The 16533-nt window shown below is 43.1% G+C and carries 14 protein-coding genes; 4 read left to right on the top strand and 10 right to left on the bottom strand.

Translation table 11 applies throughout. The features are described from left to right. Positions 1-102: 102 nt before the first annotated feature. From BLW31_RS22120 to BLW31_RS22135, 4 genes are all read right to left on the bottom strand, one after another. Entirely contained in the window at positions 103-1332 is a 1230-nt protein-coding gene (locus tag BLW31_RS22120) for a DNA recombination protein RmuC (protein ID WP_010538314.1), read from the bottom strand. After that, positions 1332-2186, bottom strand: a complete 855-nt coding sequence (gene map / locus BLW31_RS22125) for a type I methionyl aminopeptidase (protein ID WP_010538313.1) — start codon at positions 2184-2186, stop codon at positions 1332-1334. Before map ends, BLW31_RS22120 begins: the two co-directional genes overlap by 1 nt. Before the next feature lie 126 nt (positions 2187-2312). Continuing rightward, positions 2313-2939 carry a DUF4858 domain-containing protein gene (locus tag BLW31_RS22130; protein ID WP_010538312.1) on the bottom strand — a complete coding sequence of 209 codons (627 nt, stop codon included), beginning with the start codon at positions 2937-2939 and terminating at the stop codon, positions 2313-2315. Between the two features lie 162 nt (positions 2940-3101). After that, a complete protein-coding gene (locus tag BLW31_RS22135; RefSeq protein WP_022301950.1) occupies positions 3102-4745 on the bottom strand; it encodes a B12-binding domain-containing radical SAM protein in 1644 nt (547 codons plus the stop codon). A gap of 111 nt (positions 4746-4856) precedes the next feature. Here BLW31_RS22135 and BLW31_RS22140 point away from each other — a divergent pair, with 111 nt between their 5' ends. Then, positions 4857-5267, top strand: a complete 411-nt coding sequence (locus tag BLW31_RS22140; protein WP_010538310.1) for a hypothetical protein — start codon at positions 4857-4859, stop codon at positions 5265-5267. A gap of 109 nt (positions 5268-5376) precedes the next feature. Here the strand turns inward: BLW31_RS22140 and BLW31_RS22145 are convergent, their stop codons facing one another. Further along, complete coding sequence (locus BLW31_RS22145; protein ID WP_010538309.1) at positions 5377-6297, bottom strand: RluA family pseudouridine synthase; 921 nt, start codon at positions 6295-6297, stop codon at positions 5377-5379. Between the two features lie 35 nt (positions 6298-6332). Then, the gene (gene rlmD, locus BLW31_RS22150; protein ID WP_010538308.1) at positions 6333-7751 is read right to left on the bottom strand and encodes a 23S rRNA (uracil(1939)-C(5))-methyltransferase RlmD; all 1419 of its coding nucleotides are present in this window, start codon (positions 7749-7751) and stop codon (positions 6333-6335) included. A 199-nt stretch (positions 7752-7950) separates the two neighbouring features. On the opposite strand from rlmD, the gene ppdK reads away from it, so the two are divergent. The 3 genes from ppdK to BLW31_RS22170 all read left to right on the top strand — a co-directional run bounded on the left by ppdK (position 7951) and on the right by BLW31_RS22170 (position 12207). Next, a complete protein-coding gene (gene ppdK / locus BLW31_RS22160) occupies positions 7951-10671 on the top strand; it encodes a pyruvate, phosphate dikinase (protein WP_010538307.1) in 2721 nt (906 codons plus the stop codon). 258 nt (positions 10672-10929) lie between these two features. Beyond that, entirely contained in the window at positions 10930-11445 is a 516-nt protein-coding gene (locus BLW31_RS22165) for an outer membrane beta-barrel protein (protein ID WP_010538306.1), read from the top strand. Between the two features lie 192 nt (positions 11446-11637). After that, a complete protein-coding gene (locus BLW31_RS22170) occupies positions 11638-12207 on the top strand; it encodes a porin family protein (RefSeq protein ID WP_010538305.1) in 570 nt (189 codons plus the stop codon). Positions 12208-12291: 84 nt separating this feature from the next. Here BLW31_RS22170 and BLW31_RS22175 read toward each other — a convergent pair whose 3' ends face one another. The 4 genes from BLW31_RS22175 to thiC form a co-directional block, all read right to left on the bottom strand. Then, entirely contained in the window at positions 12292-12900 is a 609-nt protein-coding gene (locus tag BLW31_RS22175) for a thiamine phosphate synthase (RefSeq protein ID WP_010538304.1), read from the bottom strand. 61 nt (positions 12901-12961) lie between these two features. After that, a complete protein-coding gene (locus BLW31_RS22180) occupies positions 12962-13654 on the bottom strand; it encodes a HesA/MoeB/ThiF family protein (RefSeq protein ID WP_022300815.1) in 693 nt (230 codons plus the stop codon). A gap of 4 nt (positions 13655-13658) precedes the next feature. Next, positions 13659-14783, bottom strand: a complete 1125-nt coding sequence (gene thiH / locus BLW31_RS22185; RefSeq protein ID WP_010538302.1) for a 2-iminoacetate synthase ThiH — start codon at positions 14781-14783, stop codon at positions 13659-13661. Positions 14784-14832: 49 nt separating this feature from the next. Continuing rightward, positions 14833-16533 (bottom strand): phosphomethylpyrimidine synthase ThiC, encoded by a 1701-nt coding sequence (thiC, locus tag BLW31_RS22190; RefSeq protein WP_010538301.1) that lies wholly within the window; start codon positions 16531-16533, stop codon positions 14833-14835.

Below are 16533 nucleotides of genomic sequence, written 5' to 3' on the forward strand. Positions count from 1 at the left end.
TATTTAACCAATTTATTACTATATTTGAAAACAGGATTCAAGTATAAAACCCGAATCCTGAAGTTTTCTATTTACACAAAATGGTGGACAGTGCCGGCTATTTTATTCGTCATCCCCATCATCTGCTATCGGTAGAATCTTTTGACTCTCCTCATGCGGTAATTGTTCTACTTGGCGTAGTTTCCGTTCAATGGCGCGAGTCCTTTTTCCCATTACTTCTTCCAATTGGTCACCGGCACTTTGCAGGTTCTTCTGTACTTTTTCGAGCAGACCTCCGAATTTGCTGAATTCTGTTTTGACTGCTCCTAATACAGTCCATACTTCTCCGGTACGCTTTTGAATAGCCAGTGTGCGGAATCCCATTTGAAGACTGTTCAGAATAGCTCCAAGAGTAGTCGGTCCCGTCACAACAATCTTATATTCTTTTTGCAGCGTCTCTACCAAACTTGTTCTTCGGATCACTTCCGCATAAATACTTTCGAAAGGCAGGAACATAATCGCAAAGTCTGTCGTAAAAGGCGGGTCTACATATTTGTCGTGAATATCTTTCGCCATCTTTTTGATTGTTACTTCCAGCTGCTTGCCGGATGACTCTATCAATGAGGTATCTCCGGCTTCGAAAGCGTCGTAATACTGCTCGTATATGTCTTTCGGAAATTTGGCATCGATAGGCAGGTATACAGTGCTGTTCGCATCATCCTTGCCAGGAAGCTTAATGGCAAATTCCACGAATTCGGTTCCGCTTTTCTTGGTTTTTACATTAGCGTCATATTGTTCCGGACTCATCATCTGTTCCAGCAGTGCTCCCAACTGAACCTCTCCGAATGTACCGCGCATTTTCACGTTGCTCAAGACTTTCTTCAGTCCACCGACATCTTGTGCGAGAGATTTCATTTCTCCCAGTCCCTTCTGTACATTTTCCAATTGTGAGCGGACGATTTCAAAGGACTGGCCAATGCGTTCATTCAAGGTTTTCTGCAGTTTCTCTTCCACCATCAGCCGCATGTCATCCAAACGTTTTTCAGTCGATTTTATCAGAACCTCTTGTTGGCGTGCCATCGTGTCGAACTTTTGGCGTTGCAGTTCTCCGCTCGTCATCATATTCTTATGCAGCACGTCTTGCAGTTGTTGCATATTCTGATTCAGTGTTTGGGTCATTTCCATGCGGAGTTCCCGTATGCTGCGGTTTAGTTCTTCACGGTTTTCTTGCATTTGTTGGCGCAAGGCTGTTTGCAATTGTTCTGCTTGGGCATGGTTATTTCCTTTTACCAGTGATAGTACAATCGAGATTACTGCTAATGCGGCAATAACAATAAGTAGAATCAGCTCCATCAATAAGTCAAAATTTCGTTTCCGGTTTCAGTAATCAGAATCATGTTTTCCCATTGGGCAGAGGGTAGTCCGTCATCTGTACATACCGTCCATCCGTCAGCTTCGTCAACGAACACTTCGTAAGTGCCCATATTTATCATCGGTTCAATGGTAAAGGTCATACCCGGAACAATCATCATTCCCGTTCCACGACGTCCGAAGTGTTCCACATCCGGTGCTTCGTGAAATTGCATACCTACGCCATGCCCGCAAAGATCGCGTACTACGCTGAATCCATTCTTTTCTGCATGTTCCTGAATAGCAGCGCCTACGTCTCCTAGTTGTTTCCATGGCTGTGCAGCAGCTATGCCTATTTCCATGCATTCTTTTGTTACCTGAACAAGTTTACGCATTTCGGGATTCACGTCACCAATCATGAACATGCGGGATGCGTCGGAGAAATATCCTTTGTAAATGGTGGAAACATCTACATTGATTATATCTCCGCTTTGTAGTATTTCCGTTTTGCTGGGAATGCCGTGGCACACTACATCGTTAATGCTGGTACAGACACTTTTAGGAAATCCTTCGTAGTTGAGAGGGGCAGGGATAGCACCATGCTTTGTGGTGAAGTCATATACCATAACATCGATCTCTTCAGTAGACATTCCTTCGCGGATATTTTCCGAAATATAATCTAATAAGGCAGTATTGATCTTCGCACTCTCACGGATTCCTTCCAGTTGCTCGGGTGTACGTAGCACTTTACGCAATGGGAGCTTGTAACCTTGTTTTCTGTATTTCTGTATTTTCGCTTCTACTTCAGCCGGATAATTAGAGGGAGTAAACCGGAATCCCTTGATAAAGTTCTTCATTATTATAGGATGTTTTTTAATCGTACTACAAAGGTACGAGAATAAATGGAAGATACTCTTTCCGGCTTTCTAAAACTTTGTTATCTTTATGAGGAAATGAATCGTTTGCCATGTGATTCCTTTTTTTTACCACTCATAAGAAATACTTACCTGAGGTACCCATTCCCATTTCTTTCGTATGGTGTTGTATTGATACCGCACATCAGTCTTCAATTTCCAGCCTTTATTTATTTTAAGGATAATGTTGCTGCCCAAAGTAGTTGGTATCACTTCAGATGAAAGTCCCCGATATCTTCGGGCATCCAGATTTTGTTCACCATATATGCTGAGAGACCATTTTTTAGAGATGCTATAATCCATCTGAGCTTCAACATGAAAATGGTCCGGATTTTCTCCAAAGTTACTTTTACTGTGCAAAGTAATATTCTTGTGTATTTTAAACCAAGAATAAGTGGGCAAGAAGACAGAATTAGTGCGTCGGAAAACATGATGAGTATATAGGGACAATTTCGGAGACATAATCGGTGATTTTAAAGCCGGCAGTGTTGGATCAAAGTCAACAAACGATTTTGTATGATACAACATATTCTGTTCTGTTTTCTCAACGAACTTTCTGTTTATATTAATTTCCTGATCGGATTTCAATAACTGCTGTAATCTCAATGAGTCCTGTTTGCTCCACTCTTGTCCTGCCACAGATAAAGGAAGCAATAATAGACAAAGAGTACCTAATTGATATTTACAAATGTCCATACAATGTGCTAGTAAAGTTTATTGTATGGACGGTGAAAAATGGGAAATGCTGCTTTGTGTAATGAATAAATAGTATTTATTTCACATAATATGAGAATACTTTTCTTTTTTTGTTGCCGCATCTATAGATGATACAAAACCAACACAACTTTTGTGCTCCTGTTAAGGTAATCTTTTTGCCTTGAACACAGGTTTTATCTTCTGAATTTCCGATTCAAATCCGAACCAATAACCATGCCCTTCTTCGTCAACAGGGAGAAAACATAATCGTAGATTCTCACGGTATGCGCCGTATATAATTTCCCAATTATCGGGAGGAACCTGCCGTTTTGTTTTAACTCTTTCAGCGGGGATTTTCTTTAACGACATACCTGCTTCTATCCATGCAATACTGACCTGTGTCACATAGTCTGGATAATGATTCTTGCAGAAATCATAGATGATAAGTCCCCTTTTCTCCAAGCTTAAAGGAGTGTCAATTACATCTGTTTGTACTAAATGGTCGAGTAACTCATGTAAGAATTGCGGATTCTCTAAAATAAGGGTTCGGGTGATACTCCGCCAAGTGGGAGTATTATAAAATCCGTCTAAAAGGCGGGAGAGGTAGTGGGCTGTTTGTAGTTCTTCTACAGAAATCTCTTTGGTTCTCAGGACTTCGTATGGAGGCAGAGGGGAGTATTGGATTCCTAACTCTTCCGCTCTTCTTCGCATTTCTGTGCCGGGAAGTAGTTTTAATGATTCCAGTTGGATTTCTCCTGCGCCATATTCGGCAAGTGTACGGACGTCTTCGAATATCTCGGACAGATGATAGAGAGGAAGTCCGGCTATTAAGTCGGCATGAGTCTCCATGTTCTTAAGAGAGCAAAGATATTTCAGACCTTGGAGGGCATCAGATAATTTTCCGATGCGTCGGCTTTTCTCCAATACCGGTTCCCGAAGACTTTGAATACCGGCTTCAAGGTGTAGCAGACCGCTAGGTAAAACAGCGAGTTCCTCTTTCAACTCTTCGGAGAGAAGTGCCGGATGAATTTCCAGATGGAAACAGATATCCGGTGCATATTCACGGAAAAGATGCAGAAGTTCTTTGGCTCGCTTATTATTGTAGTTAAAAGTACGGTCGAGTACGCGCACATTTTTGATTCCATGTTGATGAATAACATTCAATCGTTCGCGGATTGCCTCCAAAGAAATGGTGCGGACAGGTTTCTCACCTCCGCTGACGCAAAATGCACAGGTATTGAAGCAGCCTCGGGTGGTTTCCAGTTGTACGAAAGGTTTGCTCCAGTTGAAGAAGCTGCTTTTTTCCGGTGAGACGAGTTGGGAGAAGTTCATGACACGGGCGATACCATTATCTTGATATCGGTCAGATTCATCTAAGTAACAAAGACCGGATACCTGATTCCACTCACTTACAGGATGATTCCATACTTTTAACCAGATAGGAAACACTTCTTCGCCTTCTCCACGAAACACTCCGCTGACAAATTTGTTCTTTCTTAAGAAGGCTTCGTTATCTCCCAGAAACTCCGGACCTCCGAGGACAATACAGCAATGGGGAAGCAAAGCTTTAGCGCGTGAAACGATATGTAACAGTTGCTCATGATTAAATAGCCAGTTGGTAGCGGCGATAATGTCGGGTTGATGACGGTAGATTTGATTGACAACCATTCCGGTGTTCTCGTTGATGGTTGCTGATACTGTACACCATTCAATAGTAGTATCGTCTGCTATTTGTGCATGTAATGCCGGCAATGCCAGCGAAGAGTGCGCGTAGGAGCTATTTAAATCAAGCCAAAGAAGTTTCATGCGGAAATTTTACTGTTACTGGGGCAAAGGTACAAAAAACTTGCGTCTTAAGGTGTATAGTAAAATAAAAATGTTAATTTTGCAATAATTAATGCAATAAACTAGATAATTATGAAGAATTTGAAAAAATACGTAGGTGTTCTGATGTTGCTGTTTTTATTGGTCGGCTTTACTTCGTGCGAAGACGATGAAACAATATTCGATAGAATTGTAGGACGTACGTGGATTGGTGATTTAGGATTTGAATCTGATGACCGTTATCATGATCCTTTGGAAAGTGGCATCTACTTAGGTGCGGATGGGTTTGGAGAGGACCAGCTATGCTATTATGATAATGGTGATTATTATGGAAAACCGTTAAGACTGCAATGGAGTGTAGGAAATGGTACCCTTTATATTGATTATGGTAATGTTGCTCCTCCGCGTGAACTGCGTAATGTATATGTTAGTCATGGACGTATGACGGGAACTTTATATATTAATGGATTCTATTATGGCGATGTGGAATTGTACATGCAATAACGGTTAATGTATTGAGTTTTCTTGAAGAAGACTATTAATCGGCAAGAGGAGATAATATAAAAAAAAGAAGAGGTTGAATTATTCAATCTCTTCTTTTTTTATATCCTTTTTACTTTTTCAAGAACAACTTCTTAAACTCTCCCGGATAAGGTGTTTCAAATTCCATCAAATCTCCCGTCACCGGATGATAAAAACAAAGTTTGAAGGCATGGAGTGCCAGTCTTCCGATCGGGTTGGGCGAGTCTTCGCCTCCATATCTTCCATCCCCTATGATCGGATGTCCTAAATCCTGCATGTGCACACGAATCTGATTCTTTCGTCCTGTTTCCAGATCAAGTTCCAGCAATGAATATCCGTTAGCACGTTTGATGGTTCTATAGTGTGTGATAGACTTCGAACCGCCATCATCATATTCGCTGGAGCTTACGTAGAGGGTCTTGTCTGTCAGCCAAGAAACTACCGTGTCGTAATCCTTCTCCATTGTCCCTTCCACGACAGCCACATAACGGCGGTCGGTCACTATTTCATGCCAGTTGTCACGCAATGTCCGTTGTGTCTTTTCGTCTTTCGCAAACATCATCAATCCTGATGTATCCCTATCCAGACGGTGTACGATGAAGATCCGGTGCTGTCTGCCCGAACGCTGTACATATTCATTCAGAATAGTATAAGCAGTACGTTCTTTTTGCCGCTCCGTGTTAACGGACAAGAGGCCTTGCATCTTTTCTACCACAATAATATATGCATCTTCATATACAATTTTCAGCAATCTGTTATGAAATTCCTTCTTTCCTTTTTCCTTGCTGATTTGTACTTTCATTCCGGCTTGCAGCGGAAAGTTGAATTGAGTTGTGATAACGTTATCCACTAATACCACTCGTTTGCTTAATAAAGATTTCAACTTCGTGCGGCTTGCATCCGGCATTTTAGCAGCCAGAAACTCCATCAGTTCCATGGGTTCCTTGACGGCATAGTTTGTATATTGTGCACGTGCTTTCTCAGCAGGAGTTCTTCTCGGTCTTTTTTCCATTTCTTTTTTCTTTTGCGAACAGTTCAACTAACGTATTATCGAAGTTCCAGCAATACCACATTTTCCACATGATGTGTATGGGGGAACATGTCTACAGGCTGTACGGCTTTCACTTTGTATTTGCCGTCGAGCAGTTGTAAGTCGCGTGCCTGCGTAGCCGGGTTACAGCTTACATATACAATCCGCTTCGGTTCGGCAAACAGAATAACATCCACAACATCCTGATGCATACCTGCACGTGGAGGATCGGTAATAATCACGTCCGGACGTCCATGCTGGTTGATAAATTCCTGAGTCAGCATGTCTTTCATGTCTCCGGCATAGAACAAGGTATTCTTTATCTCATTAATTTCGGCGTTTACCTTTGCATCCTCGATAGCTTCCGGCACATACTCAATACCAATCACCTGACGTGCCTGACGTGATACAAAGTTGGCGATTGTTCCGGTTCCGGTATATAAGTCATATACCAGTTCATTTCCGGTCAGGCCGGCAAATTCGCGGGCTATCTTATATAGATTGTAGGCCTGTTCGGAGTTAGTCTGATAGAATGATTTCGGGCCGACCTTGAAGCGCAGTCCTTCCATTTCTTCGAAGATGTGGTCTTTCCCCTTGAATACATGCACATCCAAATCATTAATCGTATCGTTACACTTATTATTAATAATGTATAGGAGAGAAGTGATTTCGGGGAATGAGTCGGCAATAAACTGCAGCAGTTGTTTGAACAGCTCCATTTCATGATCTTCTGTGATCTTACAGATAACAATCACCATCAGTTCTCCCGTAGATGAAGTACGGATAATCATATTCCGCAACATACCTTCCTGTGAACGCAGGTTGATAAACGAATAATCATGCTCATAAGCATAGTCGCGTACGGCATTGCGGATACGATTGGAAATGTCATCCTGCAACCAGCATTTTTCAATAGCCAGCACTTTGTCGAAAGCTCCGGGAATATGGAAACCTACCGCATTCATCTGATCGTATTTCACATCCTGGCGAACTTCATCGTTAGTGAGCCAGCGTTTGTTGGAAAAAGTGAACTCCAGTTTATTCCGGTAGAACTCTGTTTTGGCAGAACCCAGAATCGGTGAAATTTCCGGAAGTTCAATCTTACCGATACGCTTCAGATTGTCCTCCACCTGTTTCTGCTTATACTTGATTTGCTCCGAATAGGGGAGTACCTGCCATTTGCAACCACCGCATACGCCATAGTGTTGGCAGAAAGGGACGGCACGTACTGGCGACAGCTCGTGAAATTTCACGGCCTCAGCTTCGGCGTATTTGTTCTTTTTGCGCTTGATTTGCAGGTCTACAACATCGCCTGGCACTACATAAGGAACAAAAATCACCAGGTCGTTTACTTTTGCGATGGCTTTTCCTTCGGCAGCCACATCCGTTATTGTTACCTTCTCCAGCAGGGGAAGTTCTTTTCTCTTTCTTGCCACTTTTACACCAATCTAATAATTATGATGCAAAAGTAGGTATTTTTTTTGGAAAACTTTCGTGTCTATGAAAATATTCCAGATTGTAATGTCGAAATTGCATTTTAATAGAAAGTTTTTTCTCAAAAAGTTTTCTGGTTTGCGAAATATACTTAGATTTGCGAACAGAAAAAAATCATAATGTAACTTTAAACACAATATTATGGATAAAAAAAGAGTTTATACCTTTGGAAATGGTCAGGCAGAAGGAAAGGCTGACATGAAGAATTTGTTGGGTGGTAAAGGTGCCAATCTTGCCGAAATGAATTTAATAGGAATTCCCGTCCCTCCCGGATTCACCATAACTACAGAAGTTTGCACGGAGTATAATACGTTAGGACGTGATAAAGTGGTTGAGTTGCTGAAAGATGAAGTAGTAAAAGCCATTGCCCGTGTAGAAGAATTAATGAAATCTAAATTCGGTGATATCGAAAATCCATTGTTGGTTTCTGTTCGTTCGGGTGCCCGTGCGTCTATGCCGGGTATGATGGATACTATTCTGAACTTGGGTCTGAATGATGAGGTAGTGGAAGGTATCATCCGGAAGACTGGTAATGCTCGTTTTGCATGGGACTCCTATCGTCGTTTTGTGCAGATGTACGGTGACGTTGTTCTGGGCATGAAGCCGACAAACAAAGAAGATATTGACCCGTTCGAAGCAATCATCGAAGAAGTAAAAGAATCAAAAGGAGTGAAACTTGACAACGAGCTGGAAGTGGAAGATCTGAAAGAACTCGTAAAGAAATTCAAGGCAGCTGTGAAGGAGCAGACCGGAAAAGATTTCCCGACTTGTGCTTACGAACAGCTTTGGGGGGCCATCTGCGCCGTATTTGATTCATGGATGAACGAGCGTGCTATCCTTTATCGTAAGATGGAAAGTATACCTGATGAATGGGGAACTGCTGTAAACGTACAAGCTATGGTATTCGGTAATATGGGTGATACATCTGCAACGGGTGTTTGCTTCTCCCGTGATGCCGGTACAGGTGAAGACCTTTTCAACGGTGAATACCTGATCAATGCACAAGGTGAAGATGTGGTAGCCGGTATTCGTACTCCGCAACAGATTACTAAAGTCGGTTCTCAGCGCTGGGCTGTATTGGCAGGTGTTACTGAAGATATCCGTGCATCGAAATTCCCTTCTATGGAAGAGGCAATGCCGGAAATCTACAAGGAACTGGATGCTTTGCAAACAAAATTGGAGAACCATTATAAAGATATGCAAGACATGGAATTCACTGTGCAGGAAGGTAAATTATGGTTCCTGCAGACTCGTAACGGTAAACGTACCGGTGCGGCTATGGTGAAAATTGCAATGGACTTGCTCCGTCAGGGCATGATTGATGAAAAGACTGCTTTGATGCGTGTAGAACCCAATAAACTGGACGAACTTCTTCATCCGGTATTCGATAAATCAGCTTTGAAACAGGCTAAAGTACTGACTCGTGGTCTTCCGGCTTCTCCGGGTGCTGCAACAGGGCAGATTGTGTTCTTCGCTGATGATGCTGCCGAATGGGCTGCCGGTGGAAAGAAAGTGGTAATGGTTCGTATCGAAACCTCTCCGGAAGACCTGGCTGGTATGGCGGTTGCCGAAGGTATTCTGACAGCTCGTGGTGGTATGACTTCTCATGCAGCTGTGGTGGCTCGCGGTATGGGTAAATGCTGTGTGTCCGGTGCAGGTGCATTGAATATCGACTATAAAAACCGTACGGTGGAAATTGACGGTATTGTCTTGAAAGAAGGTGATTATATCTCATTGAACGGTAGTACAGGAGAAGTGTATAATGGTAAAGTAGAAACACAGGCTGCCGAACTTTCCGGTGACTTTGCCGATTTGATGAAACTCTCGGATAAATATACCCGTCTGCAGGTACGTACCAATGCGGATACTCCTCATGATGCGGAAGTAGCACGTAACTTCGGTGCGGTAGGCATCGGTCTTTGCCGTACAGAGCATATGTTCTTCGAAGGTGAAAAGATTAAAGCAATGCGCGAAATGATCCTGTCGGAAGATGCTGAAGGCCGTCGCAAGGCATTGGCTAAGATCCTTCCATATCAACAAGCTGACTTTAAGGGTATCTTTAAAGCAATGGCTGGTTGTCCGGTGACTGTTCGTTTGCTCGATCCTCCTTTGCATGAATTCGTTCCTCACGATACGAAGGGCCAGCAGGAAATGGCTGACACGATGGGGGTAAGCCTGCAATATATCCAGCAGCGTGTAGAATCATTGTGTGAGCACAATCCAATGTTGGGCCACCGTGGTTGCCGTCTGGGAAATACATATCCTGAAATCACTCAGATGCAGACACGTGCTATCTTGGGTGCGGCTCTTGAACTGAAGAAAGAAGGTGTAGAGACACATCCGGAAATCATGGTTCCGCTGACCGGTATCTTGTACGAGTTCAAGGAACAAGAGAAAGTGATCCGCGAAGAAGCTGCGAAGTTATTTAAAGAAGTTGGCGACAGCATTGACTTCAAAGTAGGTACTATGATCGAAATTCCGCGTGCAGCCTTGACTGCTGACCGTATCGCTTCATCTGCTGAATTCTTCTCATTCGGTACGAATGACTTGACTCAGATGACCTTCGGCTATTCTCGCGACGATATCGCTTCTTTCCTTCCGGTTTATCTGGAAAAGAAGATTCTGAAAGTAGATCCGTTCCAGGTTCTCGATCAGAATGGTGTGGGTCAGTTGGTACGTATGGCTACAGAGAAAGGCCGTGCTATCCGTCCGGATTTGAAATGCGGTATCTGTGGTGAACATGGTGGTGAACCGTCTTCTGTGAAGTTCTGCCATAGAGTAGGTTTGAATTACGTTAGTTGCTCTCCGTTCCGGGTGCCTATCGCCAGATTGGCAGCGGCTCAGGCAGCAATTGAAGGATAGAGAGATAAACTGGTTAGAAAGTTAACTTTCTGATAATTGGGCTGTAATCGTCTCGTAAGAGAATGATTACAGCCTGTTTTGTTAGATGATGTTATTTTTATTTATGCTCGTTAGGTGCTGATAATCAGCTTTTAATAAGGATACATTTGGTGATTATTATAAAAAACTAACTAAATATTTGTTTAAGATAAAGAAGTAGCTTAATTTTGCCCTCGAAAATAAAACGTATTTTTATTTTATAATTTAAAAAGAAAGAAGATGAAAAAGGGTTTATTATTGGTAGTTGTCATGTTAGCAACTATCGCTGTAAAAGCACAGGACATTTACGTAGGCGGATCTTTGAATGTATGGCGTAATAGCACAGGCAACACTACCTCTTTTAAAGTTGCTCCGGAAATCGGCTACAATTTTAATGAAACATGGGCATTGGGTGCTGAACTGAACTATTCACACGAGTATGTGAAGCAGGTGACTGCAAATACAGTTACTGTTGCTCCGTATATCCGTTGGTCTTACTATCAAAACGATGCTGTGCGTCTGTTCCTGGATGGAACTGCTGCTATTGGTTTCGTGAAAATTAAAGATGGTGATACTACTAAAGCAGGCCAGATTGGTTTGAGACCGGGTATTGCTGTTAAACTGAACGATCATTTCTCTTTTGTAGCTAAGTATGGCTTCTTGGGATATCGTAGAAATGTGAACACTTCCGGAGACTCTTTCGGTCTGATGTTGACTAGCGAAGATCTTTCTATTGGTTTCCACTACAATTTCTAATCGAGTAGTAGATAATAAAAAAACAGGAAAGGGGATTCTTTAAAATAGGGAATTCCCTTTCTTTATGTATTATCTCTATATTTTACACGTTTATTGAAGAAAATGTTGTTAAATATAAATTTCGGTTATACATTTGTGTCATTGATTAAACAGATGATTTAACTATAGTAATTAATTAAAAACTTTAGAATTATGAAAAAGAGTATTTTATTTATTTTATTCGCATTAGTTTCAGTAGTCGGTTTCTCGCAGATTACAGGTTGGAATGCTAAAGTAGGAATGAATATTAGTAATTACACAGGTGATGCTGATATGAATGCAAAAATTGGCTTTAAGCTTGGAGGAGGTTTTGAATATGCTTTTGATAATACTTGGTCATTGCAACCATCATTGTTTGTAAGCAGCAAAGGTGCAAAGCAAGATGAACTCACAATTAATGCTTATTATTTAGAATTGCCGGTAATGGCTGCTGCGCGTTTTGATGTTGCTAATAATACAAATGTGGTTATTAATGCGGGACCCTATTTAGCATGTGGTATTGCAGGTAAGTCAAAAGTGGATATGGGCAATGTGGAGTATAAGGAGAATACTTTTGGTGATGGTGGTTTGAAGCGTTTTGATGCAGGATTAGGTGTTGGTGTTGCATTGGAATTAGGTCAGATTATTGTAGGATTAGATGGCCAATTTGGTTTGGTAGATGTACAAAAAGTTGGTAATCCTAAAAATATGAACTTCTCTATAGTATTAGGATATAAGTTCTGATAAGTAAATACTTGTAAAAAAGAAAACCGCTGTGGAGTATTATTTACAGCGGTTTTTTTATATTTGTTTCTCGAATCAATGTTCTTAGTCCGCTAATTTCTTCAACTTCTTGAAATGCTCGATCACTGCCAGATAATTCTGGTCCAGGCAAGCATCAAACCGATTCCAGAGATCTCCCAGTACAACAGCTCCTCCGAATCCGAAATCCTTTATCTCCAGTAGATTATCTTCATTAATCCCCCCGAGTGCCATCACTTTGGAGTCAATGATTTTGGCTTTCTGTGCTTCACGTAACTCTTCTGCCGTATAAGTAGAATAATAATTGACCTTCGAAATACTATCGTAAATAGGGCTCATGAAAACATAATCATAGAAATGCTTTCTGTTTTTTACCTCCTCTACGGAATGACAGGAACAACTGACATGTCCGGCGTAATCATGCGGTTCGCTCGGATTGCGTGCATTCAGGTGAATACCCATCAAGTTGAATTCTTCTTTCAGATAGAAGTGCTCGTGTGTCACGATGCGGCGATGATATTTTTCAGGAATCAGTGTCAGCAATCGTTCGGAATACATGGCTGGTGTCTCAGGTTTTCTGAGATGTAGAATATCCAGTCCCTCTTCGAAAAGAGCGGTAATAATCTTATCTTCTTCAACGAAGAAAGTAGGGGTGGTAACTACAATTAGTTTCATTTCCTTTGTTAAGTTGTAAACTTTAGCAAAGTTACTAATTAACTATTTCAGAAACCAACGTTTATAGTGAAAATTTGTTAGATTGCAATGTCCGCAAGTCAATAGTCCATAGTTTGCCCGACAATACTTCTCCAAAGCCGCATATAATCTTCAGCACTTCTGTTGCCTCGATGCTCCCTGTCACAGCGGGAGTGATGCCCATTACACCCTTGGGAGGCGGGGGCATTCGTTTCATTTCCTCTTCGTCGGGGTATAGGTCCCGATAGTCTTTTTTCTCTTCTCCGTAATGGAAAACAGATACCTGGCCTTCGAAGCCGCAGATGGCTCCATAGACATAGACTTTCCCCGTTTTTGCACAGATGTCATTGATCAGATAACGGGTAGGGAAGTTGTCGCAGCCATCTACTACAATATCATACTGACTGATGATTTCTTGTGCGTTTTCTTCTGTTAGACGGGTAGGATAAGGCTGGGAAGTTGTCTCGCTGTTGAGTGCGGAAAGCCGTTCAGCGGCACATATTGCTTTCGGTTTACCTAATTCTTTTTCTGAATAGAGCACCTGTCTTTGCAGATTGCTGATACTGACCACATCGTCGTCTACCAGTCCTATACAACCTACTCCTGCTCCGGCCAGATAGAGGGCGATGGGAGAGCCTAACCCTCCTACGCCTACAATAAGAACCTTTGCTTGCTTCAGTTTCCGCTGTCCCTCTTCTCCGATTTCGGGAAGGATCATTTGCCTGTCGTATCGCATCGTTTTATCTTTTAAAGTCAAAAGACTGGTCCCAGTCTTTCCAGACCGGTTCACGTCCCAGTTTTCTCAAATCACGTTCTACTTCTATCGCTTTCCGTTCGTCGCTCACATGAAACTGTTCCAACGTTTGCGGATAGCTGTAATATCCACCCGGTTCAGTCTTGCTTTCGGCACTCATGGTAGTTACCCCCAGAGTTGCCATGTGATTTCGTATCTCGGCACTTTCGCGGGTAGAATAAGAGATATCTACATCATGGTCGAAGATACGCATGGCGAATGTAAGCTGTGCAAGTTCCCGGTCGTTCATGATGACGTTGGGTTGGAAACCATCGTTTTCGGATGGACGCATACGGGGGAAGTTGACGCTGTACTTGGTTTTCCAATAATGTTTCTGCAAGTAGCGGAGGTGGTAAGCCATCATTGTCACATCGGTCCGCCACTCTTCCAGACCGATCAGAACACCCATTCCTATCTTGTGGACACCGGCTTGTCCCATACGGTCGAAACCATTGACACGCCATTCGAATTTGGACTTCATGCCTCTCGGGTGATACTTTTTATAGTTCGCCTTGTTGTAGGTTTCCTGAAAACAGATGACTCCGTTCAGTCCGTGATGAGTGAGCTCTTTATATTCTTCCGCTTTGAGGGGCATCACTTCAATTTGAAGATTGCTGAAATAAGGTTTGGCCAAGTCCAGTGCACGGGCGATGTAAGGCACTCCTGCCGCTGCCGGATTTTCACCGGTCACGAGTAACAGATTCTCGAAAGGAGCCAGCCGTTTGATGGCTTTATATTCGTTGATGATTTCCTCTTCGGTCAGAATCGTTCTTTTCATCGGATTGCTGATGTGGAAACCACAGTAAACACAGGAGTTGGTACATGAATTGGTGATGTAGAGCGGTACGAACATAGAGATTGTTTTGCCGAACCGTTCCATCGTATATTTCTGGCTGAGGCGAGCCATCACTTCCAGATATGGAGTGGCGGCAGGTGAGATCAATGCCATAAAGTCGTTGACGTCCAGATGCTCTTTTTTACCCAATGCACGGCGCACATCGGCATCTGTCTTGGAATAGATGGCTTTTGTCGTCTCTTCCCAGGATATTTTTTCTAATTCGTCTGAGAACATTTTTTTAAGTTATAAGTTAGTTGTAAATTGGTTTTAAGTTTTTCACCACTTACTGTTTGTCATTATGGGCGTTTTTCTTCAAGTCACGAGACAATCTCATGGCACAGAAATTAGGTCCGCACATCGTACAGTATTCTCCGTCGATGTGATGTCCCGCACGGAAATATCCTTGTGCCCGTTCCGGATCGAGAGACAAGTCGAACTGGTCTTTCCAGCGGAACTCGTAGCGGGCTTTGCTCAATGCATTGTCGCGAACCTGTGCTCCCGGATGGCCTTTGGCGAGATCGGCGGCATGGGCGGCAATCTTGTATGTGATGACGCCTACACGCACATCTTCTTTATCCGGCAAGGCAAGATGCTCTTTCGGAGTGACATAGCAAAGCATGGCCGTGCCCAGCCAACCAATCTGAGCCGCTCCGATAGCGGAGGTAATATGATCGTATCCCGGAGCAATGTCGGTGACCAAAGGACCGAGCGTATAAAACGGCGCATCATGACATTTCTCGATCTGGCGCTCCATGTTTTCTTTGATTTTATGCATCGGTACATGCCCAGGACCTTCGATGAACGCCTGTACATTCTTTTTCCAGGCACGAAGCACCAGCTCGCCCATGGTATCCAGTTCCGCAAATTGTGCTTTGTCGTTGGCATCGTGGATGGACCCCGGACGCAATCCGTCTCCCAATGATACGGCAACGTCATATTGAGCCAGAATATCACAAATATCATCAAAGTGCTCATACAGGAAACTTTCCTGATTGTGTACCAGACACCATTTGCTCATGATACTTCCTCCACGGCTGACGATACCGCACAGACGCTCGTCGGCAAGATGCACATTGTGGCGACGAATACCTGCATGAATCGTGAAGTAATCCACTCCCTGTTCGCACTGTTCTATCAACGTATCCCGATAGATTTCCCAACTAAGATCCTCGACTACGCCGTTCACTTTTTCAAGTGCCTGATAAATAGGTACAGTACCCACCGGCACCGGACAGTTACGGATAATCCACTCACGCGTCTCATGGATATTCTCTCCGGTGGAAAGGTCCATCAGCGTGTCACCTCCCCATTTACAGCTCCACAAAGCCTTTTCCACTTCCTCATCAATGCTGGAAGTCGTAGCTGAATTTCCGATGTTCGTATTGATTTTCACCAGGAAGTTACGACCGATAATCATCGGTTCAGCTTCCGGATGATTGATATTGGCCGGGAGTACCGCACGGCCTTCTGCTATTTCCTTACGGACAAATTCGGGAGTGATATGAGTCTCGATTCCGAGCTCTTCACAGTTCATATTTTCCCGGATAGCCACATATTCCATTTCCGGAGTGATAATGCCTCGTTTGGCATATGCCATTTGGGTGATGGCTTCTCCTTTTCGGGCACGGTAGGGAAGGGCGATGTGCTCAAAACGAAGATGGTCCAGACTCTTGTCGTCCCGTCGCATTTGCCCGTATTCCGAAGTGATTTCGGGGAGTTGTTCCACATCGCCACGTGACACAATCCACTCTTCACGTAAGCGTGGAAGTCCTTTTTTAAGGTCGATGCTCATTGATGAATCGCTGAACGGTCCGCTGGTATCATATACATATACTTCCGGATTTGGAGTCACTATTTTTTCGTCTCCTTCGAAGCTGGTGCTGGGCACTTGTTCTACTTTCCGCATGGCTACACGGATATTCGGATAGAGCTTGCCCGGCAGATATACTTTCTGAGAGCGGGGGAATTTTATTTTTTGTTCCAT

Source organism: Bacteroides faecis MAJ27, from assembly GCF_900106755.1.
GTDB classification, from domain to species: domain Bacteria; phylum Bacteroidota; class Bacteroidia; order Bacteroidales; family Bacteroidaceae; genus Bacteroides; species Bacteroides faecis.

Coding starts and splice junctions, on each gene's coding strand:
- BLW31_RS22180 (WP_022300815.1), bottom strand. CDS start 13,654: ATGCGATACGACAGGCAAATGATCCTTCCCGAAATCGGAGAAGAGGGA.
- BLW31_RS22170 (WP_010538305.1), top strand. CDS start 11,638: ATGAAAAAGAGTATTTTATTTATTTTATTCGCATTAGTTTCAGTAGTC.
- BLW31_RS22130 (WP_010538312.1), bottom strand. CDS start 2,939: ATGGACATTTGTAAATATCAATTAGGTACTCTTTGTCTATTATTGCTT.
- BLW31_RS22120 (WP_010538314.1), bottom strand. CDS start 1,332: ATGGAGCTGATTCTACTTATTGTTATTGCCGCATTAGCAGTAATCTCG.
- ppdK (WP_010538307.1), top strand. CDS start 7,951: ATGGATAAAAAAAGAGTTTATACCTTTGGAAATGGTCAGGCAGAAGGA.
- BLW31_RS22135 (WP_022301950.1), bottom strand. CDS start 4,745: ATGAAACTTCTTTGGCTTGATTTAAATAGCTCCTACGCGCACTCTTCG.
- BLW31_RS22175 (WP_010538304.1), bottom strand. CDS start 12,900: ATGAAACTAATTGTAGTTACCACCCCTACTTTCTTCGTTGAAGAAGAT.
- map (WP_010538313.1), bottom strand. CDS start 2,186: ATGAAGAACTTTATCAAGGGATTCCGGTTTACTCCCTCTAATTATCCG.
- BLW31_RS22165 (WP_010538306.1), top strand. CDS start 10,930: ATGAAAAAGGGTTTATTATTGGTAGTTGTCATGTTAGCAACTATCGCT.
- BLW31_RS22145 (WP_010538309.1), bottom strand. CDS start 6,297: ATGGAAAAAAGACCGAGAAGAACTCCTGCTGAGAAAGCACGTGCACAA.
- thiC (WP_010538301.1), bottom strand. CDS start 16,533: ATGGAACAAAAAATAAAATTCCCCCGCTCTCAGAAAGTATATCTGCCG.
- BLW31_RS22140 (WP_010538310.1), top strand. CDS start 4,857: ATGAAGAATTTGAAAAAATACGTAGGTGTTCTGATGTTGCTGTTTTTA.
- thiH (WP_010538302.1), bottom strand. CDS start 14,783: ATGTTCTCAGACGAATTAGAAAAAATATCCTGGGAAGAGACGACAAAA.